This is a genomic window from Sphingomonas sp. BK069 (assembly GCF_014193405.1).
Classification (GTDB): Bacteria; Pseudomonadota; Alphaproteobacteria; order Sphingomonadales; family Sphingomonadaceae; genus Sphingomonas.
Genome location: NZ_JACHZH010000013.1, coordinates 19,725 through 42,958, shown reverse-complemented (window position 1 = coordinate 42,958; position 23,234 = coordinate 19,725). Strand labels below are relative to the sequence as shown.

The window sequence follows — 23,234 nt, the reverse complement described above, 5'->3', positions numbered from 1 at the left end:
GGCGGTCACGCCGCCTCACCGTCGACCGGTGACGCCCCAACGGCCTGGGTGGAAATGGGCTCGCGCCGAGGCAGGTCGGCGAAGAGCTCGGCGAGCGTGATGTCGAGCGCCTCGGCGACGTCGACCACGACCCCGAGCGTGACGTTGCGCTCGCCGCGCTCGATCAGCCCGACGTAGTTGCGATGGATCCCTGCGCACTCGGCCAGGCGCTCCTGGCTTAGGCCGCGCGCGACACGGACCCGCCGCACCTGCGCCCCAATCGCCGCCAAAAACGCGTCCGTTTCCATCCTAGGCGATCTTGCCGCCAACGTCAGGATTAGCTACACACCGCCAGTGTGCATGATCGATCGTTTGCCGTCCTGGCCCAATTATTCTAGAACCCGAGCAAGCCAGAGTTGAGGGCTCCTATCGACGTGCATGCCGCGGCCACCCCATGAGCAACGCCGACCCAGACCGCAATGGCACCGGCGCGCTCATGGAGCGCGTTCGCGCAACGATCGCGGCCAGGCGGCTGTCCCACAAGGACGCCGCCGCGCTGATCGGTGTCGGTAAGAACACCTTGGAAGATCATCTCGCGGGAGAGCACGTCCGCAGCGACTCGGCCGAGAAGTACCGGAGCTGGCTCGCCGGACGCCAGCGCGCCAGCAACGTGTTTGTCCTGCCGTCAGCCGAGCGGGAGCTCGATCTCCAGCTGCCCGGCGAGGAGAGCCCGCCTCCTCCGTCCAGGCCCAGGCTGGTAGTCGACATCTTCTCGGGTTGCGGAGGCCTGAGCCTCGGCTTCGATCTGCTCGAGGGCGGCTCCCAGTTCCGCACCGTGTTGGCCCTCGACAACCAGGTCGCGCCGATCGCGACCCTGAACCGCAACGCCGCGGCCCTCGGCCATGGCGAGCGCGCGATCGGGCGGGTCGTCGACCTCACCGAGTTTCTGAACGCCACGGAGTTCCTGGCCTTCTACCTCCAGCATGCCGGCGAGGCGCTCGATGACGCGGAGCTGCAGGCAGGCCTGCGGACGCTCGACGACGGCGCCTTCTTACTATTCCTCGACGAGATCGCGCGGACCGACCGGGCCTTCGTCGAGCGGCTCAACGCCATCCGCTCGACGCCGAACTGGGCGGCGGCCTGCGGCGGGCTGAACCCCCGCGCGGTCGACCAGACCTCGGTGGGGCGGTTTCACGACGCGCTGCGCCTCCCTCGTCCGTCGCGCAAGGTGGCCACCCTTCCGCCGCTCCTCTGGAGCGCGCCGACGCCGGAGCGCGCTTCGCCTGCCTCGCCTGGAGGGAAGGACCGGACGGATCAGGACTGGATCGCAGAGGTCGAGGCCGAATGGGACGCGGAGGTCGAGCTCCTGGCCGGACGGCGCGAAGGCGACGGCCGCGGCCAGCTGACCGCATCGGCGCGCCGCGTGGGCGCGTTTGCCGACTTCCTGGCGACCGACGCGATGCAGCAGGTGCGCGCGGCCTGGATCGAGTGGCGCGCCCGGAGGGAGTGGCTGCGCGCCAGTCTGTTCTGCGACGCGAGGTTCGCGTCGGGGCTCCGCAGGCTCTACGAGCGCGCTCAGGTCGCGGTGCTCGTCGGCGGGCCGCCGTGCCAGGGATTCAGCCGGATAGGGCGCGGCAAGATCCGCAGCCTGCGCGAGGCCAGGATCCAGGCCCATCCCGACACCGAGGCCGGCGACGCCCGTAACCGGCTTTTCCAGCAGTATGTGACGGTGCTGAGCGCGCTCCGGCCCGACGTCTTCCTGTTCGAGAATGTGGCCCACTTCCGATCGGTGGTCAGGGTCGACGGGGCCGCGTTCCAGGCCACCGAGCTGCTCAAGGAGGCCATTGAGCGGGTGTCGCATGGCGAGACCCGCTACGAGGTGGCGCAGGAGGTGATCGACGCCTCGCGGCACGGCGTACCCCAGACGCGGCAGCGCTACTTCATGGCGGGCGTGCTGACAGGCCGCGACGCAGAGTCGTCGACGAGGCTCGCGGCGGCCTGCTTGGAGCTGAGGCGTGACCGCGAGGCTCCACTCGCCCTCGCGCTCGCCGGACTGCCGGCACCGGGCGTGGCGGGCGGCGACGGCAGGTCGACCGGCGCCATGGACGCCCAGCACGCGCTCGACCACAGCGACGCCGACGCCCATGCCTTCTCGCGATGGGTGAGGCAGCCGCGGCCAGGAACGAAGGTGTCGCCCGTCACCGTCGACGCCCATGTGTGCCGCGCGCCGCGCTCAGACGACGCCGCGCTCTTCGCCCTCATGGGACCGGGGCGCCGCTGGATGGACTACCGCGCCGAGCAGGCTAACACGAGCGCGCTGCTGGCCGGGCTGGTCGACGCGCTGCTCGACCTTTCGGACGACGAATTGGGTCGACTCGGCGCGTCCGCCACCGGTCCGGGTCGCCCGATCCCGGGTCGCGATGCCCTGCTGGACCTGCGCTCGCGGATCGACGGCGCGCTGCCCCTGCGGCTTCTGCTCGAGCAGATCGGCGCGCGCCTGGGCACGCCCCACCACCTGCTCGAGGGCGGCTACATCGCCAAGAAGGAGAGCAACCACGGCGACTGGCTGGCGCGCCTGGACGCCTCGCGTCCATCGAAGACGATGACCAGCCATATGTCGAAGGACACCTACGCCTACGTCCATCCCTCGGCGCCGCGGACGCTGTCCGTCCGCGAGGCCGCGCGCGTTCAGACCTTCCCCGACTGGTTCGCCTTCGGCGGCGTCGCGCTCACCGAGGCCTTCAAGATGATCGGGAATGCCGTCCCGCCGATGATCAGCGGCGCGATCGCCACGCGGGTGGCCGTGGTGCTGCATCGGCGCGAGGTCGCCGGCCGCGAAGCAGTCGCGCGTCAGCGCGGCTGAGCCCCGGCGGCGCCGGCCGGTCCGATCAGCGCCGTCACTCGGGCGCAGAGATCGCGCGGAAGGCGAGCGCCCGCCGGACCGTTGTGGACCAGCGTGGGGGAGGTGTACGCCTATGACCGCGAAGGGACGGCGCAGCCCGGCTATCTCGAAGCCGCGCGCGACGAGCGGTGTACCGCAGCTGAAGCCTCTCCTGGCGCAGCGCCTCGGAGACGGCGGCGTGGCGGCTGGCGTTCGTGAACCACATCGTCGGTAGGCCCGTCAGTCGCGATACCTCCCGACGGCGCTCGTTCCTGCCGCCGTGCAGCCGGAAGTCCGAGGCGGGAAGGTCGTGCTCGGCGAACCTGCGCAGCGTCCAGAAGTCGACGAAGCCCTGCGCCGGCTGATCGTCCTCGCCCGCCACCCGTTCCTTGCGCCTCAACTCGGTTGACTCGAGCACCAGCCCGTCCGGACCGCCTCGCGCGCCGCGCGCCACGTCTTCCCGGTCTCTGGCGGACGGGCAAAACCTTCATGACGGCCATGCGTCCCCTATCATCGTAATGCCCGATGATGGGCCAGCCCGGTCCACGAGCCACGTCCGAGGCGTGCGCGCGCGCGGATCAACAGGCGTTGGCGATGCGGTTGCGTCCACCCATATGCGCTGAGAACATCGGGAGATGAGGCACTGTACGGGACTGGAGACGATCGCGAGTGGGCGGTGCGGAGGGCCTATGCCGGCCCCGCCGTCGGCGGGGCTAAGGAGTGCGGGGACAGCAGGCCGGGTTCCGATGGCGATCGACGCCTCCGAGAAGGCTCGACGGAACGTGCCGACGCACTCCAGACGGCCCCGTCTGCAGCTCCGTCGCGCGGCCGGCCACGCCGGGCTTCGAGGCCCGACCCGCTGACGCCCGAGCAGCGCAGTTGCAACATGTCGCGCATCGGGGCTCGCAACACGAAGCCCGAGCTCCTCCTCCGCCGCGCCATCCATCGCGCGGGCATGCGCTACCGGCTGCATCGTGCGGACCTGCCGGGCAGGCCCGACATCGTGATGGCGGGTCGCCGGGCCGTGATCTTCGTGCACGGCTGCTTTTGGCACGCTCACGACTGCCCCAAGGGGGTCACACCGGCCACCCGGACGGAGTTCTGGACGGCGAAGCTCGCCCGCAACCGGGAGCGCGACGCCGAACAGGCCGCCGCCCTGCGGGGGATGGGTTGGCGCGTCGCCACGGTGTGGGAATGCGCCCTCGTCGGCCGCGCCAGGATCGACAACGCGAAGGTCGCCGCGCGACTGGCGGCGTGGCTGGAGGAAGGTCCCGAGGAACTGGCGATCGGCGGCGAATAGGCCGTCGCCGCCCAGCGGGGATCATGATGCCCTTTCACGGCGACCGGAGCCGCGGCATCCGGTTTGCAGATCCTCAGGGTGCGGCGGGATCGGCCTCTGTCTCACGCGGAACCCCAGGCTTCATGGAGACGGATGGGGCCTGTCAGCCCGCGCCTGCGGCGTCCGACGCCGACGCGGGGTCCGAACCTTCGAGCGCGGCCTTTGCCGCGCGAAGCCACTTCAGCGCGCCGGCGTCGGCCACCACGGCGAGGAAAGTCCTCGGCCGGGTGAAGCCCACATACGCGAGCTCTGCCTCCATCATGTCGCACGGCGCAATCACAAGGATCACCGCCGGACGCTCCAGCCCCTTAAAGCGCCGGACCGTGTCGAGCACGGTCGCATCCGAGCGCAGTCCGTCGGCCCCGACGAACTCGAAGTCCGACCTCGCCGCCACCTCCCGGAACCGCTCCGCGAGATCCGCCGACGGGACGAGCACCGCGACGTCCGACGGCGCGACCTCCTCGGTGTGCACGAGGCGGCGGAGCTCGCGATAAGCGGCGTGCAGCCGGTCCTGCCCATCCCGCAGCTCGATCCACCTCACCTCCGGCCCATCGGGACCGACCGCCTTGATCTCGGGCCCGGTGTAGTGCGCGGACGCCGCGTCGCAAATTGCGCGAGTGTTCCTGAGGTTGCGCGTAAGGCGGATCGGCACCAGCTCTAAGTCGAGACCCGGAACGCGACCGGTGCCGTAGACGCGCTGGTTCGCGTCCGACATCACTCGCAGGCGCACTTCCGCGGCCATGACCTCGGTGAGCGCGATCCACCAGTTCTGTCGGAAGTCCTGCCCCTCGTCGACGACGACCGCGTCGAAGCGCTCGCCCGGGAGCAGGCGCGCCGCGTCCATCAGCGCCGCCGGGAGCACCTCGTCGTAGAAGAGCGGTCCGGATCCCGTTGCCCGCACCCCGGCCTTCGCTGCGAGGGTGCCGCACAGCGAGTGGAAGCTCGCGACGGTCAAATCCGCCTCGCCCGAGAGCCGCCGCTGGAGGTCGGCGGCCAGCGGTGCGCTGTGGCAGGTGAGGAGCGTCCGCCGTCCCGAGCGCGCGAGGTGCAGCGCCTCCTCGGCCGCGATCACCGTCTTGCCCGTGCCGGCCCCGCCGCGGATCTCCGCCCGGTCGATGTCGGCGATGTTGTCGAGAATGAGGTACTGCGTCGGTTCGAGCACGCCCATGCGCTCCGCCGCGTCCGCCATCAGCGCGGACACGGGGAAGTGCAGATGGAAGGGGCTGGCGAGGAATCGCTCCAGTGCGGCGATCCCGTCCGCGCCGAGCGGCTCGCATCCCGCCGGACGGGCGCCGACGCACAGCCGCTCGCCCACCCAGCCGCGCAGATCGGCGGCGAATCGGCTCGAGCCGCAGAACAGCCGGGCCGGCCTGTCCGCACCGAGGTCGCGGTCGGGCATTGCGGAGTCCGGGAAGACCACCCCATGGGCGGCGTGCACCGGCCGACGGCGCCAGCGCGGCGAGTCGCCCAACCGCCTAAGCATCTCGTGCTTCGCGGACCTTGCCTGCTCAACCGGATCCCTAATGGCATGGACGAAGCCGTGCCGGTCTCTGCTCTGCCATCTCCCGAGCGCCGGGTCGTAGGAGATCCTGCCGCCCTTGACCTCGAGCGCAAGGATCCCGTGAACTGCATGGCAGACGAGGAAGTCGCATTCGCCGTCCCGCTCCCTCCCGAAGCGGTCTTCGCCGAGCCATGGGCTCGAGTAGAAGACCGTGAATTGGTCATCCAGCTCGGCCCTCAGGCGGTCGAAAGTGCGCACCTCAGCCTGCCGTCTAGGGTGGTCGCGAACGGACAGCGGCAGCTCTCGCGGCCAGGTCGTCGCCATCAGTCGGGTTCCGCGAGACCGGAGAAGAAGCCGGTGCCAGGGTGGCCGGGGACATCGATCAGGAGCCCGCGATCGAGGAACGAGTTGAACGCCTCGCAAGAGGTCTCCGGGGCGAGCACGCATGCGTGACAGGCAGCGTTGGAGAAGCTGGCGGAGGCGTTCATCATTTCCGAAATGCAGAGAGGGTCCGACGAGCACCACTCCATGGCCGCCAACGCACGACCGAGGATGCCGGAGATCCGGTTGGCCTTGCCCTGGCGCTGGAGGCCGCCGAGGGTCCCGTCCGAGTCCGTGGTCGCCGTGTAGATCAGGACCCCCGCCATCTGATTCTCGCCCTCGGCGGCGTAGACCCGCTCTTGGAGGGCGGCGCTGGCATAGCCGCACTCGAGCGTCAGCTGGCGCATCAGCGCGTGGGCCAGGGTGTGGCAGAGGAGGTAGCGGGCACTGATTGTCCGGGGAGGCTCGGCGTCCTCGTCGTGGCGGGACTGCCAGTCTGCCCGGTACAGCGCGTGCACCCTTGCGGCGCGCTCGGCCACGGCGGGCGTCCGCTCCCAGGCCGCGACCGCCGCCTCGTTCAAGGCGAGGAACACCCCCTCCCCCCGCACGTCGATGGCTGGAAGCCAGTTGAGTGGCGCGGCCGAGAGGCTGGCGTGCTCGGAACCGTCCGGATCCCCAGGAGGGTTGATACGCGTGAAGCCGGTGATCGCCCGAACCTCGCGCAGACGCACCGCGCGCACGATCGAGGAGACCCACGGCGCGATCGAATTGGGGACCGCCTCGCGACGGATCTCGAAGTCGAGGTCGCGCTCGACCAAATCGCCCGCCTGGTCGGTGAACTGCCGGAACTCAGCCGGCCTGAGGTCGGCGGTGTCGATCTCGGCGTAGCCGCGGATCCGCCGGTCGATCGCCTGGGCGAGCTGCGCCGGATCCATGCCGAGCTCCTTCAGGACGGGCCCGAGCTCACCCACCGCGAGCATGCCGATGAACTGCTCGCGCTGATCTTCCTGAACGTTCACCAGGGCGTCCCAGTAGGTGCCGAGCGCCTCCTGAAGCCTGTCTGACCACGGGGGGATGCTGAGCGCGGACTGGGTCACAGCGAAGTAGAGGTTGGAGGCGCCGCGCTGGACCGCGACGGGCTTCTCCCCGCAGGTCTCGTCCGCGTCGGCCAGCCAAGGACGGCGACCGGAGCAGGCGGTGAACCGCTCCCAGGTCTGCTTCGCGAAGATCCCATCCATGGAGCGCCTAGCCCTGCACTTCGGGCAGCTCAGGATGAGGCCAGCGAGGCCCGCCCCCTCCGACTTCAGCGCCAGTGCGCCTTTCCGGTTCGCGCACGACGCGGCGTGCCCCACCCACCAGTGCCACGGGAACTCGTCGACGTGCCCCCTCCCGCACGCCAGGACGAAGCGGACGGGGATCGCGAACACCTTGCGCCGCCCCGGCGCGCGGGCAGTGCAGTTGGCGCAGTAGCGGTAGGCCCGTCCCGGGTCGTCCGACCAGTGCCTCGCCGGCGCCACGCGGTCGCACTCCGGGCATTGCAGCCAGAGCGGGAAGCGCACCGCAACGAGGCGTCGCATGTCGGGATCCTCCTCCTTGCGGCGCTGCTCTATCACGGGCGGCAGCCGGAATCCCTGAACGCCGAGCTTCTTCTGCAGGCGAGTCTCGCGCACGGTTTGCGGGTTAGCCAGTCCGGCGGGCGGGAACGAGCGGTCCCACTCCTCGAGCCCCGCGGCCATCCCGGAAACAGGCGCGTTGTCCGCGCGAAAGTCGACCACGGCCCCCGGGCCGAACCCGGAGACGACGGCGCTGCGGCGCAGCTCCTGAAGCTCATTTGCCATCGCCGGACGCCCTCGACCTAAGCACCGGCGCCATGCGGAACGGCGTGCCGGCCTCGACCGTCCGCATGGAGTTGAGCGTCGGCCAAGCCTTGCCCGCATCCCTTCCCAGCGCCTTCTTCCAGGCGGCCCGCTCCGCGCTCTGCATCAGCGATTGCGTGTCCTTCCAGTCATTCCAGTAGTGGAGGGGCGCCCGCGCGGCCCAGCGCTCCAGCCGCGCCTCCAGCTCGGCCCGCACCGCGGTCTCCTCGGGATCGATGCGGGCCGCGCGCTCGACGATGCGGTCGATCAGCTCCTCGGCCCTGTCCCGCGCGTCATCGTCGAGCCCGGGCCGGTCGAGCATGCCCGGTGCTAGGTGCCGCACCGCTGCCACCAGGGCGGCGTGCAGGGCGCGGTCCCGGGCCCGCGAGGCGAACGGGGTGACGCTCGTCGCCTCCACCTCGCGGTATATGGTGCCGTGCCACGTCGCGAACGTCTCATAGCGCGACCGGTCCCGCGCCTTCGCGTTGTTGAGGACCGCGACAACGAGCCCGCTGACCTCGCCGCGGCCGACCCGGCTCGTGGACTGTATGTACTCCGAGATCGTTTTAGGCTGGCCGTTCACGACCATGACGCCGAGCCTTGGTATGTCGACGCCGACGCTGAGCATGTTGGTGGCAAGGACGGCGTCGAGGACCCCCGGCAACCCGACCGGGGTGTCGAGCGCCTCCAGCATCGCGAGCACCTCCTCCTGCGTCCGCCGCGACGTCAGCTCCTCAACGTTGCGAATCGGACGCTCGGGCTCACCGCGGGCCGCGGCGTAGAGCGCGATCGCGTCCGTGACGTCGTCCTGCATTAAGACGAGCGCGCCGCCCAGCTCGCGCAGCGAGTTGAAGTAGCCGACCAGCGTGAAGTAGGGGTCCCGCGCGCGGTCCTCGTCGAACCCGCCCGCCGCCGACTGGAGCAGCGAGGCGGCCACCGACTGGAGCGTGAACTTCGCAGACCGTCCAGCGGTCGAGACGCCCACATACCGCCTGCCCGGCGCCTCGAGGTTCTGCACGGCGAACCCGGAGTCGGCCTGATCGAGACCCGGCGGCGGGAACTGTGCCGCCGTGCGATCGAATAGATCGCGTATCTGCTCCGCCGCGCGGCGTATCGTGGCCGTGGAGCCGATGACCTTCGGCCGCCCGGCCTCCGAGCTGAAGAGCATGTCAAACGCCGTCTCGTAGGTCCCCGAAACGGTGCCGAGCGGACCGGAAATGAGATGCAGCTCATCCTGGATAATAAGGTCGGGCGGGCAGCCCCTGGCGACCCCAAAGAGGTCGTTCGTCCTGGGCTGGCGGACGATCTGCGCGAACTTGTCGACCGTGCCGATCACGAGCGTCGGCCGCTCCCGGTATACGTCCTCGTCAACCGTCCAGACCGGCAGGGGCCCCCGGAGCGCGCAGTCCCGTGTCGTGCAGCTCACGATTACCGGTGACGCGACGCTCGCCTGCATCCAGTCCACCTCCGTGCGGCATGCCGGGCAGCGCGCGAGCTGCTTGGGGGATGGAACCTCGCGCGATCCCTGGAGCGAGGCCCACGCGGTCGCGAGCGAGTTCGGGGACGCGTCGCCCCCGACCCAGAGACCTATGGAGAAAGCGGGCGCGCCGCGCAGGCGGTCGGCATGCGGCGCATGGATCCGCCCGGTCCGCATCGCCTCGCAGGCCAGGATCATGGCCGCAGACCGCGCGAACTGCTGCGTGGTCAGGAGACGGAGCGTGTAGCGCATGAGCGCAGACACCCCGTCGGCCGCCGCGCTAGGGGCGAGCCGCCGACGGATGGCCGTGACCGCGATGAGGGCGAGATACGCCTCCGTCTTCCCGCCGCCGGTGGGAAACCAGAGCAGGTCCATAATCACGCGGTCGGCGTGGCCGGGCACCGCCGAGGAAGGCGCGCCCAGCAGCAGGAAGGCAAGCTGGAACGGACGCCACCTCAGCTCCCCACGGTTGGCCTTCTTGGGATCCCAGCCGTGCTGGATGTGCATGGCATAGTTCGCGAGCTGGAAGGCGTGGCGGAGATCCGCGTCGTCGCAGACCTCGGCGACGCACCGGCGCATCCGCCTAAGGACCCCGTCGCAGACGTCCAAGTTGGCTTCCGCGGTCCTGCGCTCGTTGCTCTCAGGCGTCGGGAGACGTGAGCGCCGCTGGAGCGAGATCCAGTCCGCATAGCAGTCGCAGACACGGTCGAGCGCCGCGCGGAGCTTCTCGGGAGTCGCCTCCGCGAGGGATCGGGCCCCGAGCGGATCGACCTCGCCCGATTCGGGCCTTAGTTGCGCGAACAGAGCGTGGCCGGACGAGCTGACGTCAGGCACGATCGCCGACGGGACCCAGGACGACGCGATCACCTCGGCCTCGGGACCGGTCTCGCCCAAGGGCGCCTCCCGCCACACCGCTGAGCAGGTGTGCCCGGCGGCGAAGGAGTGAACGTTGCGGAAGAGAAGCGCGGCTGAGCTCTCGTCCGAGTGCTCGTCCGGATCGGCGACGCTCTTCCCGGTCGGACGGGGCACCAGCCGGGTGCCGGGGCCGGGCCGGATCTCCATGGCTGTTTGCAGCAGCGCCGCCATCTCCATCCCCTCGCGGCCGGGCTCGGCCTCGATGCCGTTCACCATCGAGACCGTCGCAAGCCAGCGGTCCCCGCCGTCGATGCAGCGGACGTGGAGCCTGACGCCAGCCGCCGCCGGCTCGTGGTCGGCCAGCTCCACGAAGCGGCTCCCGGGAGCCAGGTCGAGATCCGCGATCCGCACCGCGACCGGAACGCGCCTCCACGAGACGGCGTGCCTCGCCCCCCGCGAGGTCGTCGGCTGCGCACCGGCGTCGCCGCCAGCAGTCGTCGACGCCGGGCCCGACGCGACCTCCGCGACGGCGTGCTCCGCGTCCCCGGACGGTTCCTCGACCGGCGGGTTGGTCCGATCACCATCCGCGCCCGCCGGATCGAACAGCCGGTACCTGCCGAAGCTGCAGCGCACGTCGATGGTCGGACGGTCGGTACGGGCCAAGCCAAAGCTGATGCCGGCCACCGACGGCTTCTGGATTGAGCTGGCCGGGACAGCCGCCGTCTCGGTCTCCTCCGTCCCGTCGCTGCCGCCGGGTCCCGCGGCTAGGCTGTCGTCGTCCTCGCCCTGCATCGCGGTCCGCTGCGGCCACAGTACGCCGGTTAGATAGGTGTCGGTCGGCCGATCATGGAGCACCTCGTCCTCGGCGCGCGGACCGACGAGATCGTCGAACAGCCGGCGGACGACGAGGTCGCGGTCGGGAGTGCGGTCGGCGATCACCCGCGCCTCCTCCAGAAGCCCACGCGGGTGAAGGTTGCGAGGCGGGGCGCCAAGAGGAAGCCGGACGCGTTCCAGGGGGCATGCAGCTTAGAGGCCACCGGATCATCGGGTCCGACCACCATGGCGCGGCATCCGAGAGCGCGGATGTGAGATGCCCGAAGCGGCGGCTGAACGCCTCCCGACTCGCCACCGAGCCGCCTGGCCACCTCCCAAAGATCCTGGCGGAGAGCCGGCGACATCAGCCCGACGCCGACCTCCTCGTCCGCGGCGGACAGCCGCCAGTTCCAGTCGTGCTCCGCGTCGCGTGCCATGCCGAACGCCATGATCTGGTCGGCGCGCGCGAGAAGCCAGTCCTGCGCAAGGCGCGCGGAGCCCGCATCTTGGTGCCCAATGCCGACCAGCCCTTCCACGTTCAGGTCCTCGGGACGTCCGATCTCCACCATCGCGGCCGGCTTGGCGCCCTTGGAGAGCGTCCGGTAGCATCGGCCCGATTGGACCGATGATCCCGGCCAGCGATTGCCGCTGCCGACGCGCAGGGTCACCCGGGCGCGGGTCGAGCCGACGAAGAGCACGCGGGTCTCCTCCTCTTCGGCCTTCTCCGATCGGAACTCGTCCCCCACCGGCATGAGCAGGAGCACGCTGTCCGCCTCGCGGCCCTTGCTCGCGTGGATGGTGCCGATCACCGGACCACCGAGGCCGAACTCGGGCGTGGCGAACTCGAGCGGCGCCGCGCGGCGCGACAGCGCGCTCCTGAGCGCTCTTATGTCGATCGAGCCGTCCGCGGCTCCGGCGACCCGCGCCAGGCGGCGCCACGCATCCTCAGGCCCGTATTCGGGCATGCAGGCGGCCGTCACCCTGGCCTGCCACCGATCCGCGAACTCGCCGGGCGTGATCCGGCGGGCAGTTTGGTCGAAAAAGCAGGCCGCCAGCCAGGGCGGCAGGTTCGCGCCGTAGCCGGACAGCCTGAGGCTGTGAGGCGCCTTGCAGAACTGGGACGCCTCCAGCGCCTCCGACCGCCTGCGGAACAGGACCAGCGTCCCCGCGGGCAGCCCATCGATCCCGAGCTTGGTGCGCTCCAGGTCATCGGAGTCGGCGTGCGAGGAGACGGCCTCCCGTATCCGGGCGAACAGCCCCGCCCCCGAGCCGGTCAGCACCGATGTGCGGACCTCCGAGAAGATGCGCCGGAGCCCGGGTGCGGACGTACGGTGGATGGTCTGGAGCGCATCGCTCCGGAACGGTGTCGTGGGATGACGCCGCAGCCTTTCCAGCAGGCACTCGCGCTCGTCCTCGGCGACGTGGGCCTCCTCGGACCAGCCGTAGATGGCCTGCGCCTCGTCGGCAAAGATCGTCACGCCGCACCCCGAAGACAGCCGCTCCACCATCCGCTCGATCAGCTCGGCATGGAGTCCGACGAGGTCTTGGGCCTCGTCGACGACCAGATGCTCCACGTTCTGTAAATAGTCAGCCACCTCGTCGTCCTCGGACAGCAGCTCGATGACCCGCTTCAAGTTGTGCTCGTAGCCGCCCGTCAAACTCGCCTTCGGGTCGTAGCCCGAGTGGATCGTCCAGGCGTGCGCATCCACGGTGGCCACCTTTACGGCCGATGCGGCGTCGCCGACATGGCTATGAAGGCGGGAGCGGATCTCCGCGATCGCAGTCCGCGTGAAGCTCACCATCCAGACCTGTGAGGGCAGCACAGCACCGGTCTCAATGAGATGTCCGAGCCGGGCGCACGCCACGGCCGTCTTACCCGTGCCCGGCCCGGCGTCGACGACCATGCGCTCCGAGGCGTCGGCCTGGATGATGCGCCGTTGCGACGCGTCCCACTCGACGTCGGCCGCCCGACGCTGCACGCCCGAACTCAGCATACCGACCTGCGGCAACGCGCGATTCGCAACAGGAGCCCTCTCGCTACCAAGAGCCAAATAGGCTCCTCGCGCGTGAGCGCGTCAATACGGCATCGCCCGCCCGTGCCACGCCGCGCCCCACCAGAGAAGCTCATCCGTCGGACCTTTCGGCAACTAGCATTGCCGGCTCGGACAGGGGGCGCCGACCACCGGCTCCGCGACTGCACGAATCGACTGCCCGCGGTACCCGGCATCGGTTGTAGTCCTCCGGTCATCCGGCGTCGTTTATCCAAGCTTGTTCAAGGCCATGCGATGGTCGCGAGCATGTTGCCTTCGGCGCGTCGCTGACCGGCGCGTTGATTCGCCCGGACGATCCTGATCTCGAGAGCCATATCGGCTCGGCGCACGACATAGGCGTTGTCGGGACCATAGCACGTCCTCAGGCGCTCAAGCGCGCCGCCAAGAAAGTCGTCGCCCACTGCTCTCCGCACACCAGCCAGCCACCGTGCCGAAGCGTAGGGGTGTCGCCGTATCCACAGATCTCGTGCGAGGTCGGCCAGCGCAAGCAACAGCCATCCTCCGAGCGCTACAAGCAGTACGAGCGCCGACGTCCTATCGCCGAAGAAAGTGACCGTCAGCGAAGCTAACAGCATCACGCCTGAAATTGGGAGATGGATGATCCCCGGCATGCCGCTGAGTGGCCCTACCTCCCATGCGGCGAGCGCCCGGTCGGCCGCGGTCACGGGGTCAGCCACGCCAGGGATCATGTCCGCCTCCGATGCTATTCCATGAGCCGCTATCGAGCCACTGCGACGAGCTGTCGTAGTGGCTTGAGGACGCACCGGAGCTTGCGGAATGCCAGTCGTCATGACGGTGCGCAGTCAGGTCAGTGCCGAAGGTATTGCCGAGCACATCAACGCCGCCGATGCCACCGGTCATCGGCAGGCCATTAGCGGGGTTTAAAGCAGGCTCAATGGTCGTCGAGAGGCATGGCGAGGCATGCCAATCGTCGAACAACGAGGTGATGCGATCCAGCAGTCCCATGGGTCGAAGTCCTTCACCAATGAGTACGCAGCGACGTCCGTCTGACCCCTCTCACAACGACCGTCCAGCGCGGCGAGGTTTGCGCTCGCAGACGGAGGTCATCGCCCGACCTCTTACGCAAAGTTCGGGTCCACGTCGTTCGCCGTTGCATCCAACTTGGAGGCAAGCGCCAAGCTCGTCGCAGCGTCCAACATGTGCCCGCCGGATAGTGATGTCTGGCCACGCGGGCCTTCCTCGGGCACGATCGCTGATCCAAAGAACACGGGGCCGAAGCGGGACCGCCAGCGATCTTTGATCCTGCAGAGATTGGACGGCCGATCTGCTATGCTGATGATATCCCGACGGCTAGCCGGCTAGCGGCATACCGCCTCTCACCAAGTCGCTCACGACGGCCCGCCGCGTCGAATCTAGAACGCGAAGCGGAAGCCGCCGTCGCCATAAGCGGTTCAAAGCCCGGAAAGGCGCCGGGCGAGCTTCGCGCCCTCTAAACTCCGGTTTTACAAACGTCGTCGCTCGCCATTGCCGCTCGCCCGTCGCGACAAAGCCGGCTTCAGAGAGCCGTCGCTCGCGCGTGCCGCTTTAGCCCTCAAGCTAGCTTCTAGCTGCAGCTTCCACGGCCGCGCACGTGGGCCAATCGCTTCATTGATTACAGTGGACCAGCGTGAGACCGGGATTATCATGCTTCAAAGTTTATTAGCCGAAAGGCTGACCGTGCTGCCAGTTGGCAGCCTTCAATTTTGCGCCATGGCTCAACATGCTGATCAGCATGCGCCTGGTCTACCGGCGGGCGACGAGCACCACCTGGCTAAAGAGCCTAAAGCAGGTACTATTCTGCGAGCGTTGGATAGCAAATTGGCCGATGCTGCCCCTTCATTGAGCATGCCGACAAGTCAACTGGCGTGGACTCATGCTAGGAGCTGTCCCAAGGTGCTGCGAATGTTTTGTGGAACAACCAACCGCAACGAGGCGGGGAGACCCAACTCCGGTCACTAAGCGCCAACTGCCCGTCAGCGAACTCCCGCAATTGATCCAGCCGGCTAAAACAGTCGTGCTTCGGCGTGAGTGGACTCCTCTCGCGCTGAAACTAACAAGGTAAAGCGGACGCGATGTGTCCTTGTCGACCGATTGCTGCTCCTTCAATTGCCAGATCCGAGCGCCCGCCGTGCCTCTGGGACGACCGTGTAGACCGCCTGACGCTTAGCGCCGCGGTTTCGATGATCGACACGGTAACCCTGGTAGTGCCGCGTGACGAGGCCGGCGCGGACTAGCTCTGACACGGCACGACTGACGTTGGTACGGCCCGACCGACGGAGACGTTCACCCACCTTCTCGTCTACGAGGCGCTGCGCAAGCTCCGGGTCGGCCGGGAGAACCCGCTCGGCCTCGAGCTCGCAACGCACCTTCTGGGAAAGAGCGAGCCGCCGAGGATCGCGCTGCGCAACTGGCAATAAGGCGTCGCAAAGCCAGTCGCGGATCGGGATGATCGTATCGCCTTCGCGGATGTGCGGTCCTGCCGAGCCGCTGCGCGCCCCGGCCTGAGCGATAAGGTTTAGAACCATGAAGCTGTATCGCGGTCGCTCGCAAGACGCGGTTAATCGCTCGAGGATTGCCGGTAGGTCGAGCAGCGGGCGGGAGGCGCTACGCTTGGCTTGCTCGTCGCGCCGCTCGGGCGGGAAGAGGTCGTGCTGGAACATGGAACATTACAAGCACAGTCGGACTCGCGAGTGAATCCCCTTCTTCGATCCGACACTGTTTGACCACTCGTGGCACTTTGCCGGTCGGTAAAGTGCCACGGCTGTTTCCTGCGTGTTCATGTAAGGCGTGATGCCTTAGTGTGGGAGCTCAAGCTCGTGCCCTGAATAGCTTCGGCGTCGCTAGCGGACGCGGCTGTCACAAAATTCGTGACGGCTTAAGATGCATCCGGTGACGCCCCGATTTCCTCCCACCTAGAACTATGGTGGTCAACGAGGGAGCCGGCGGCGACAATTGGAGCAGGTCTGGGACGAGGTCGTCAGCCAATACCGAGCTTTCGGCCGACATGGCCGATCAGCGCGTGCCGGTCCGGTTCCACCCCAACGATAAAGTGGATGCGACCCTCACCCGGAGCGAAGTCGGTATGATCACTGAATGCGCGAGAGTTACCATCCGCGTCGTTGAAGGCGACTAGCCCCATTCGGCTGCGGCTCTCGGGCCGCACATTAAATGGGAACCTCGGTCGGGCGCCCCCGGTCCGACGCCATGTTTCGATAGCTCGATCTATGCCCATGAGTTTGCCCCAAACGGACTCAAGGACAGGATCACCTTCGAGTATTCCTTCGATCTGAGCCCGTGTCCGAGGTATGAAGCGAAGACGTGGAAGGAGAGCCTCCCGGTTCAACCATAGCTCGGCCCCGCTGCTAAATTGCGGCAGACTCAGCTGCCGCAACGCCTCGGAATGATAGCTCACGTCATCCGCGCAGTAGGCATTTCTCGCAATTACGGCTGCGCTTTGCAGTTCTCCATTTCCGAGCAACTCGAGCCGATCGAGCGGTACTTCCGGACCACGCCAGTGCGCATGGGTGGGCAAACTAACGGTTAGTCCGTCTAGAAGATGAGAAAGGCCCAGCGCCTGAGCAGCAGCTCCAGGCGATACGGGAGAGTCCTCAGGAAGTTTGTATTCGACGTTTGAGGCATCGGGCGCACCAGGGTCCTGCAAAGCTTGGTTCAATGGCGCCCTGTCCTGCAGCGTCTTCAGAAAGAGGGTTTCAGTCACGCAGTCGCCCGCGTTTCTCACCGCCGCCACTGTGAAGTTGGCTCCGAGTGGAAGGGCATTGATTGCGCACTCACAGTTGAGAACGGCGGCACCGCTGACGGCGCGAGCCGCCTTTGCGACTTCGACGATGCCCTTTAGCATTCTTACTGCTTCGGCATGCGAGAGATCCTCTGCCGTGAGCGTCAGTTCATTCAGGAAGAGCTGGAGCGGCATGTTCAGTCGAGCAGGCGATCTAGGCTTCGCTCCCATTGGTCGAAGAAGCCTGAGGGCCAATAGGACAAACGACCTGCCTCATCTACGGTAGGCGTCTCGTACGAGCTGGCGGCCCCACGAGCCCGGCTGAAAAAGTGCAACTCCGCGTCCTCGGGGCTCAGCTTACCATTTTTGATGGCCAGCCGAATACCATTGAGCACATGATCACTATGACTTTCCACGATGACTTGGACGCCTCCCGCTGCTGTTAGCGCAAGGAGCCTGCCAATCGCTGCTTGACCACGCGGGTGAAGCTGGGCCTCAGGGTTCTCAATCACCATCATTGTACCGGGTTGAGCCGCTAGACACGCGGCAATCACCGGCAAGGCGTGGGTCAATCCGAAACCCACGTTCGTCGGACGTAACGGCTCACCATAAGCAGCGGCTTCCCCTCGGTAGGAGAAGACGAGTCGAACGAAGTCCGTCATCGGAACCTGGATTGCGTCCACCCGTACTCCCGGACTGAACTCCTGCATCCAAGCGTTCACTTGAGCCCCGAGGCTCTGTGTGTCTGGTTCACCATGCCAGCGGACCAACGGCGACGTGCTCACTTCCTCCCCAAACTCCAGCAGGAAATGTGCCGTAAACTCACCCCGCGCGCCTAAAAAGCGGCGCTGACGAACAGCATGTTGCGACTTCGGGAAGGCCACAGCAGGCGTGATCCGGTCAGCTCGCAGGAACTGAAAACCTTCTCCCAGAATGTTCAAAGGAGGCAGGGAACCGTGCTCAGGCTGCTGGCTGCACGACAGGACGTCTGCATCGGGTTGAACCTGCATGATCCAGGTCAGGTCACGCGTGCCTGCCGCATCCGAATGGCCGAGAGATATGGAAACTTCCGGCGCGTCGAACCCGTGATACAGCGCGTCACGCCCAGTCCCAATCTCGACCAGCTCGCCATTCAGCGCGACCTCTCCAGCTAGGAGGAAATTTGCATCGAAAGATTGGCGAAGTAGCCCGAGGGCCTGAACCACGGTGCTCTTCCCACTGCCGTTCAGTCCAGACAGCAGGGTGAGGTTGCCCAGCCTAACTTCGACTTCTTCGAAGCTCTTGAAGTTCTTGAGTGCGAGGAAATCAAGCACCTGACAGAACCCTTTCGAGCAATTCCGCTATTCCCTCAAAGCGCCTACGCACCTTCCGCACGTCACCCGTTCCTTGCGAAATCGCCGACTCGAATGCTCGAGTGTTACAAAGCTCGATGAGGCCTTGGCGGACGCGGGACGCACGGGCGATCAGCGTTCTGGCCTGTTGGTCTGAGAGGCGGGCGAGATTGACGGAGATTGCTTCGAACAGAGCCTTATTGATCGGCAGGCGACTAGCGTTGTCGGAGAAGCGCTTACGGAAAGCATCATTACCAAAGACCGCGCGGGCGGTGCTCATGGCCTGTGAAAAATGAAGACTGACCTCCGCCAAACGTTCCTCAGACAGCTCATTGATGGACTTCATGGCGGTTATCAGAAAACCATCCATATCGGGCTGTCTATAGCTGTCCAGCCCCAGGCAGTAGAAAGCTAGGAAGCGGAGAACGAGTTCACGATCGTCCATCCGAATAGCCTGCACACTCCCATCGGTCGCGCTCTTGAACGCGCTGGATGCTGCCCATTCCTCAAGGACGGAGCGCGCCTTTCCGGGAGTTATTGCGTGCCGGAGTTCTTGCGGAGAAAGCGCCATTCCTCCCGTGTTGATCCTGGCAAATATGTTGAATTTGACTTCGGGCGGGGTGCCCTTTTTGATCAAATGAATGATAAGTTCCGTTTCCTGAAGACGCAGCTGCATTCGGGAACTGAGGTCGGGAAAACGCTTACCCTCGTAGTCGCTGAGGTACTCCAATCCCGATAGCACGAGGGGCGCACTGTCGATTGCCTTAGGCTCCACAAATCGGGCAATCGTGGACAATCTTTGAATACCGTCGACGATTTCCCATCGCTCATCATCGTCCTCAGCGGCATACAAAACAGGTAGTGGAATGCGTAGCATGAGGGACTCGATCAGACGGGTCTGCCGACGTGTATCCCATACGCCCCACCGTCGCTGAAAGTCCGGTTGCAAATCGATCATGCCGGATTTCGTCCGGGAGAGAAGCAGGTTCACCGTCATGTTGCGAGTGACGACGTCGATGTCCTCCGGGTTGAAGGGCTCGGCGATCGATTCAGCGCCGTCGGGCGCAGCATCGTCGACCTCCACACCGGTCCCCTTGCCCATAAGGTCGGTCTGCTCGACGACAGCGGCCTCAGCTCCCGTAACCTCCTCCGCGACCGTCCCGTACGTCACCATGCTTCGGCCCTCCAAGGCCCTCAATTTGACTCGCTTCTGGCGGACCATAGGGGCTTACAACTGGTTTCGCTACGCGCGCCAACAAGCGACGGAGCTCACCTCTGAGAAACTCGTTCATGAGTCTCAATGAGAAAGGTCGCTGGGCGTTGGGCGCGCACCGGTCGAACAGGCTGAGTAGCGCTAGTCCCTTTGTGGCACGCTGAACCAGCCCGTCTTGTGGATGCTATTTGGTAGCCGGGGCGTCTATTTGCAGCAGACGGGCGCACCTGACGCAGGCACAAACCGCCTTCGGCGCCCCACCGGCACACCCGAATCCTTCTTATTTTCAGAAGCTGCCTGGGCGTGTGCAGCGTGTCGGCGCCGTGCCAGTAGCATGCAGGTGGACGACCCGGGTGGACTGCCCGATGTCTCCGTGCCGGTGGAGCATCGTGCGAAAGGTCGGCCCACCGGCTCGAGCGACCGCGACCGACAGGAGCGGGTCGAAGTTGGTCGTTAGCACGGTCCTGCCAAACCGGTCCGGCCAACCGGCCGCGAGGCGGGCCAGCGCCTCGACGCCGGGCGCGAGGTGCCAACCGGCGAGATCCGCGTCAAAGGAGCGGCAGACGTCCTTCGGCGTCGTCGCACCGATCTCATACGGGGTGGCAGGCCCATCCGTCGGCAGCAGTCGTGCGCGAGCCACCGCCTTCCTCATGACGCCGTTCACCTCCTGCTGCCCACGGCGCCTCAGCAGAAATTGGAAAGCCGCATATTACGGATTTGCTGCGGGGTCGCACTCGGCGCGGAGTCTGCCACGTTGCTCCTCGCCGAACTCCCGCTCGATTAGCTCGACCACGCCCCAGACGCCCGGCGAGCCCGGCCCTCCCTCGACCAAGGGCGCGCTCAGCGCCGACCCGGCCAGGAAGACCACCTCGCGTCCGGAGGTGCGGCCGCCGGTGAGCCGCTCGCGGAGGTCCCGCGCGTCGAAGATGTCGATCCCCAGGTCTTTCATGCTCTACCCACGCTCCGCCGGCACCCGTGATCAGCCGACGCTACTACACCCCCACCCCGCCGGGCGAGGCTCGCTCGCCTGATGGCTAGGTCCCGCCGGGCTAATGGCAGACAATCACCGTCTGAATGGAGCTGCGCTTCGCGGGCGCTGCAACCTTGAGATCGATTCGTCCTCGAGGGTCAGGCCGATACGACGCATCAGCTGTGGCGCCCTGCAATGAGCACGACGACATCCAACGGCTCAGGTTCCAACCCTCCGAGGACGGACGGTCTACGGCACCTGCGGTAGGCTCGACGGAGCCCGTCGGGCTCTGGAGTTGCGGATGGACGCGGTTGGTCTATCTGCCTGCCGCGGTCCGCGGGCGGGACGCCGGAGACCCACGGCACGCTCTCCACGAGCTGCGGCACGTCGCCGTTGCGCCCATCACGGAGATTGGTCATGGATGACGAGCAGCGCGCCGACGGACCCGCCGGGGGTCTATGGTGCTTTGACCAGAACCGCCTGCTTCCCGGTGACGTCGTTCTCGAGCGCGGCCATGGCAAGTTCAGCCCGCTCATCACCGCAGTCGATCGCGGCCGATACAGCCACGCCCTGATCTGGATTGGCGGCGGTGAGTTTCTCGAGGCGGTCAAAGGCGGCGTGCGCCCGATCGGCTTCGCGCGCGTACCCGTACGTGAGCCGGCGAACTGGCTTGCCCTGCGCCATCCCAACCCCGCCGCAGGTGCGGCCGCGGCGGTCGTGAGCAGAAGCATGGCCCACAGGGGCTACGATCTCCTGGGTGCGCTGACGTCGATCACGCCCTTCGCCCGGCTCGATCCGACCCGGCTATTCTGCTCCCAGCTGGTCGCGACGGCCTACGAGCGCGCTGGCTACCCCCTCCTTGCCGACCTGTCGCCGCACCAAGTCACGCCCAACATGCTGATCCGTGACGCATGTCTGGAACCGGTCACGCCGCCGCCGCTAATCGAGCCGACGGGCGCGGTCAGGGCCGTGGCCACCGAGATCATGAACCGCGACCGGGCGTATGGGGCATCCCCGATGGCTGCGGAGATGGGAGTGGTGCAGGCGGTGTTCGCGCTGATCCGGCCCATGTACCCAGCCATCCCCATGCCGCCGTGGAAGGGGCTCACGTCGCCGCCGGCCGATCTCTACGAGGCCATGGCCCTGCTCCAAGTCTTGGACGAGCCGGTGGCGCGCGCCATCTCGGACCGGCTGGTCGACGAGCTCGACCGGCGTGGTTACTTCCATCTGGCGGACGGATACTTGGCCGCGGCGGCCGGTCGCCGGTTGATCGAGAGGGCCCGGCTTAACGTGGGCTCCGCCCGCGACCTCGACCTGCCTGTGCTCGCCGCCGGGCTGCGCGCCCTGTTGCCAGGCCGGAAGGCAGCTCTCGCCAGGCACGAGGCCAACGCCGCCGCCTATGACGAGATCCTGGCGCAACGCCGGCTGCGGCTGTTCAAGCGCCTTCGGCATATGCACGCCATGATCGCCATCCATCTGCAGCTGATCCTCCGGATCGAAGGCGAGATCTTGGCAGAGTGCGAGCGTCGCCTCGGCGTCCCATGACGGCCGGGGGCGACCCCGCCGCAGCCGACAAGGCGGACCGACGTCGAAAGCCGAATAGGCGACAGGCTGCTCGCGATGCGGCTCGGGCCAGAAGCGGACGAGACCGCGATCCCAGCGCGTCGGTCCAAATCTCTGGCCCGAGCCGGCGCACGTCGGCACGCGGTTGGCTAGATGCGCAGCGGTGCCTATATTCACGGTATGGCGGACCCGAGCCATTCATCGCGGTATGATGCACGCATGGTGCAGCTTCCGGACGTCGGCGCACTGCGGCCCGGCGACATCCTGCTAACGCGCAATGTCGAGGCCAGTGGGCGGAAGGGCAACAAGGACTCCATGGTCATCCGCCGGGTGACGAACGGCCGCTTCAGCCATGCGCTGATCTGCTCCTCGCCGCCGAGCTTCGTGGAGGCGATCGGCTCCGGAGTAAGCACGCTTTCGCTCGCGCGATGCTTCGCGCACGAGATCGCGAACGTCCGAGTCCTGCGGCATCCCGATCTGCGCATCTCGGCCCGCGCGGCGCGGCTGGCGCAATACGAGGTGGGACGCGACTATTCGCTCGCGGGGGCGATCGGGTCCGTGTTTCCTGCAGCCACCATCGGACTCATTGGCGACCGTGGGATCTTCTGCTCGGCGCTCGTCGCCCATGTATTCGCTGCGGCCGGTTGCCTAGCGTTCCAAAGCCTCGCCATGCACCGTGTCACGCCCGCTGCCCTGGACGACATGGACTTTATGGTCGACGTCACGGCCGAGATCTTCAGGCCGGCTCTCGCGCCGCGCAACGTCGAGGCGATGTCCGCTCTTGACGGGGATCGGGTGCTTACGCCCTCCGCCAGGCAGACCGCGATCTCGAACGCGTTCGCCAAGGCGCTCCTTCCCGAGGCCGATCGGATCGCCGCGACCTACCCGGAGCTGGAGCTGCAGGTTACGCCGGCGCTCAACGGGATCCTCGATCTCCTAGTGAAAGCGAACGAGCGATCCGACCGTGTTGAGGGCGCGCGACGGGCGGACCTGCTTGCCGACCTGGTCGCGTTCGACGAGCTGGCGGCGTCGGGACTAATCAGGTCCGGGCTCTCCGAGCTGCTCACGGAGGTCATGGCGGCGGATGACGAGATGCTGCAGCGGAGCCTCGAACAATCCTTTCAGGCCCGGCCCGACATCGACGTGGTCGCGATGCGAGGCTATCTCAAGGCATCACGCGAGCAGCTGGCGACCCGGCGAGGCGGATTGCGGCAGTGGGAGAGCTGGGGGCTGCATCGGTCCAAGGCCGTTACCATTAACCACGCCATAGACAGCCGCGCAGCCGAGGCAACGGAGCGGCGGGTCCGCCTGCTCGAGGAGATCATCGGCCGGATCGACTGACCGCGCA

18 protein-coding genes are annotated in these 23,234 nt (G+C 67.1%); 4 read left to right on the top strand and 14 right to left on the bottom strand.

Features of this window, described 5'->3' with window-relative positions; translation table 11 throughout:
* Window positions 1-5: 5 nt before the first annotated feature.
* Window positions 6-287 carry a helix-turn-helix domain-containing protein gene (locus tag FHY02_RS21240; RefSeq protein WP_183926091.1) on the bottom strand — a complete coding sequence of 94 codons (282 nt, stop codon included), beginning with the start codon at window positions 285-287 and terminating at the stop codon, window positions 6-8.
* Window positions 288-433: 146 nt separating this feature from the next.
* Between FHY02_RS21240 and FHY02_RS21235 the strand changes: the two genes are divergently transcribed.
* Window positions 434-2,842, top strand: a complete 2,409-nt coding sequence (locus FHY02_RS21235; RefSeq protein ID WP_183926089.1) for a DNA cytosine methyltransferase — start codon at window positions 434-436, stop codon at window positions 2,840-2,842.
* Between the two features lie 34 nt (window positions 2,843-2,876).
* Here FHY02_RS21235 and FHY02_RS21230 read toward each other — a convergent pair whose 3' ends face one another.
* Complete coding sequence (locus FHY02_RS21230; protein WP_183926087.1) at window positions 2,877-3,314, bottom strand: hypothetical protein; 438 nt, start codon at window positions 3,312-3,314, stop codon at window positions 2,877-2,879.
* A gap of 405 nt (window positions 3,315-3,719) precedes the next feature.
* Here FHY02_RS21230 and FHY02_RS21225 point away from each other — a divergent pair, with 405 nt between their 5' ends.
* Window positions 3,720-4,160, top strand: coding sequence for a very short patch repair endonuclease (locus tag FHY02_RS21225; RefSeq protein WP_260173056.1), 441 nt, complete (start codon window positions 3,720-3,722; stop codon window positions 4,158-4,160).
* Between the two features lie 142 nt (window positions 4,161-4,302).
* Here FHY02_RS21225 and FHY02_RS21220 read toward each other — a convergent pair whose 3' ends face one another.
* The 12 genes from FHY02_RS21220 to FHY02_RS21165 form a co-directional block, all read right to left on the bottom strand.
* Window positions 4,303-6,024, bottom strand: a complete 1,722-nt coding sequence (locus FHY02_RS21220) for a nuclease-related domain-containing DEAD/DEAH box helicase (RefSeq protein WP_183926083.1) — start codon at window positions 6,022-6,024, stop codon at window positions 4,303-4,305.
* Window positions 6,024-7,859, bottom strand: coding sequence for a DUF1998 domain-containing protein (gene drmB, locus FHY02_RS21215; RefSeq protein ID WP_183926081.1), 1,836 nt, complete (start codon window positions 7,857-7,859; stop codon window positions 6,024-6,026). Before drmB ends, FHY02_RS21220 begins: the two co-directional genes overlap by 1 nt.
* The gene (locus FHY02_RS23380; protein ID WP_221198774.1) at window positions 7,849-11,148 is read right to left on the bottom strand and encodes a helicase-related protein; all 3,300 of its coding nucleotides are present in this window, start codon (window positions 11,146-11,148) and stop codon (window positions 7,849-7,851) included. The genes drmB and FHY02_RS23380 overlap by 11 nt, the downstream gene beginning before the upstream one ends.
* Complete coding sequence (locus FHY02_RS21205) at window positions 11,145-13,031, bottom strand: UvrD-helicase domain-containing protein (RefSeq protein WP_183926079.1); 1,887 nt, start codon at window positions 13,029-13,031, stop codon at window positions 11,145-11,147. The genes FHY02_RS23380 and FHY02_RS21205 overlap by 4 nt, the downstream gene beginning before the upstream one ends.
* A gap of 263 nt (window positions 13,032-13,294) precedes the next feature.
* A complete protein-coding gene (locus FHY02_RS21200) occupies window positions 13,295-13,738 on the bottom strand; it encodes a hypothetical protein (RefSeq protein ID WP_183926077.1) in 444 nt (147 codons plus the stop codon).
* 4 nt (window positions 13,739-13,742) lie between these two features.
* Window positions 13,743-14,039 carry a hypothetical protein gene (locus tag FHY02_RS21195; protein WP_183926075.1) on the bottom strand — a complete coding sequence of 99 codons (297 nt, stop codon included), beginning with the start codon at window positions 14,037-14,039 and terminating at the stop codon, window positions 13,743-13,745.
* Between the two features lie 1,136 nt (window positions 14,040-15,175).
* On the bottom strand, window positions 15,176-15,733 hold the full coding sequence (locus FHY02_RS21190; RefSeq protein WP_183926073.1) for a hypothetical protein: 558 nt from the start codon (window positions 15,731-15,733) through the stop codon (window positions 15,176-15,178).
* 317 nt (window positions 15,734-16,050) lie between these two features.
* On the bottom strand, window positions 16,051-17,004 hold the full coding sequence (locus tag FHY02_RS21185; protein WP_183926071.1) for a hypothetical protein: 954 nt from the start codon (window positions 17,002-17,004) through the stop codon (window positions 16,051-16,053).
* Between the two features lie 2 nt (window positions 17,005-17,006).
* Complete coding sequence (locus FHY02_RS23375; RefSeq protein ID WP_183926069.1) at window positions 17,007-18,122, bottom strand: DUF3696 domain-containing protein; 1,116 nt, start codon at window positions 18,120-18,122, stop codon at window positions 17,007-17,009.
* Window positions 18,115-19,314: a DUF262 domain-containing protein gene (locus tag FHY02_RS21175; RefSeq protein ID WP_221198773.1), complete on the bottom strand. Its 1,200-nt coding sequence runs from the start codon at window positions 19,312-19,314 to the stop codon at window positions 18,115-18,117. Before FHY02_RS21175 ends, FHY02_RS23375 begins: the two co-directional genes overlap by 8 nt.
* A gap of 325 nt (window positions 19,315-19,639) precedes the next feature.
* Window positions 19,640-20,005 (bottom strand): hypothetical protein, encoded by a 366-nt coding sequence (locus FHY02_RS21170; protein ID WP_183926067.1) that lies wholly within the window; start codon window positions 20,003-20,005, stop codon window positions 19,640-19,642.
* A 57-nt stretch (window positions 20,006-20,062) separates the two neighbouring features.
* Entirely contained in the window at window positions 20,063-20,302 is a 240-nt protein-coding gene (locus FHY02_RS21165) for a hypothetical protein (RefSeq protein ID WP_183926065.1), read from the bottom strand.
* Between the two features lie 438 nt (window positions 20,303-20,740).
* On the opposite strand from FHY02_RS21165, the gene FHY02_RS21160 reads away from it, so the two are divergent.
* Together FHY02_RS21160 and FHY02_RS21155 are read left to right on the top strand one after the other, a co-directional pair.
* The gene (locus FHY02_RS21160; protein ID WP_183926063.1) at window positions 20,741-21,868 is read left to right on the top strand and encodes a hypothetical protein; all 1,128 of its coding nucleotides are present in this window, start codon (window positions 20,741-20,743) and stop codon (window positions 21,866-21,868) included.
* 237 nt (window positions 21,869-22,105) lie between these two features.
* Window positions 22,106-23,227 (top strand): hypothetical protein, encoded by a 1,122-nt coding sequence (locus FHY02_RS21155; RefSeq protein WP_183926061.1) that lies wholly within the window; start codon window positions 22,106-22,108, stop codon window positions 23,225-23,227.
* Window positions 23,228-23,234 lie beyond the last annotated feature (7 nt).

What these genes read in the sequence shown, in the direction of transcription:
- FHY02_RS21175 (WP_221198773.1), bottom strand. Translation starts at nt 19,314, where the DNA reads ATGGTGACGTACGGGACGGTCGCGGAGGAGGTTACGGGAGCTGAGGCC.
- FHY02_RS21220 (WP_183926083.1), bottom strand. Translation starts at nt 6,024, where the DNA reads ATGGCGACGACCTGGCCGCGAGAGCTGCCGCTGTCCGTTCGCGACCAC.
- drmB (WP_183926081.1), bottom strand. Translation starts at nt 7,859, where the DNA reads ATGGCAAATGAGCTTCAGGAGCTGCGCCGCAGCGCCGTCGTCTCCGGG.
- FHY02_RS21190 (WP_183926073.1), bottom strand. Translation starts at nt 15,733, where the DNA reads ATGTTCCAGCACGACCTCTTCCCGCCCGAGCGGCGCGACGAGCAAGCC.
- FHY02_RS21195 (WP_183926075.1), bottom strand. Translation starts at nt 14,039, where the DNA reads ATGGGACTGCTGGATCGCATCACCTCGTTGTTCGACGATTGGCATGCC.
- FHY02_RS21170 (WP_183926067.1), bottom strand. Translation starts at nt 20,005, where the DNA reads ATGAGGAAGGCGGTGGCTCGCGCACGACTGCTGCCGACGGATGGGCCT.
- FHY02_RS21160 (WP_183926063.1), top strand. Translation starts at nt 20,741, where the DNA reads ATGGATGACGAGCAGCGCGCCGACGGACCCGCCGGGGGTCTATGGTGC.
- FHY02_RS21165 (WP_183926065.1), bottom strand. Translation starts at nt 20,302, where the DNA reads ATGAAAGACCTGGGGATCGACATCTTCGACGCGCGGGACCTCCGCGAG.
- FHY02_RS21185 (WP_183926071.1), bottom strand. Translation starts at nt 17,004, where the DNA reads ATGCCGCTCCAGCTCTTCCTGAATGAACTGACGCTCACGGCAGAGGAT.
- FHY02_RS21240 (WP_183926091.1), bottom strand. Translation starts at nt 287, where the DNA reads ATGGAAACGGACGCGTTTTTGGCGGCGATTGGGGCGCAGGTGCGGCGG.
- FHY02_RS21235 (WP_183926089.1), top strand. Translation starts at nt 434, where the DNA reads ATGAGCAACGCCGACCCAGACCGCAATGGCACCGGCGCGCTCATGGAG.
- FHY02_RS21155 (WP_183926061.1), top strand. Translation starts at nt 22,106, where the DNA reads ATGGTGCAGCTTCCGGACGTCGGCGCACTGCGGCCCGGCGACATCCTG.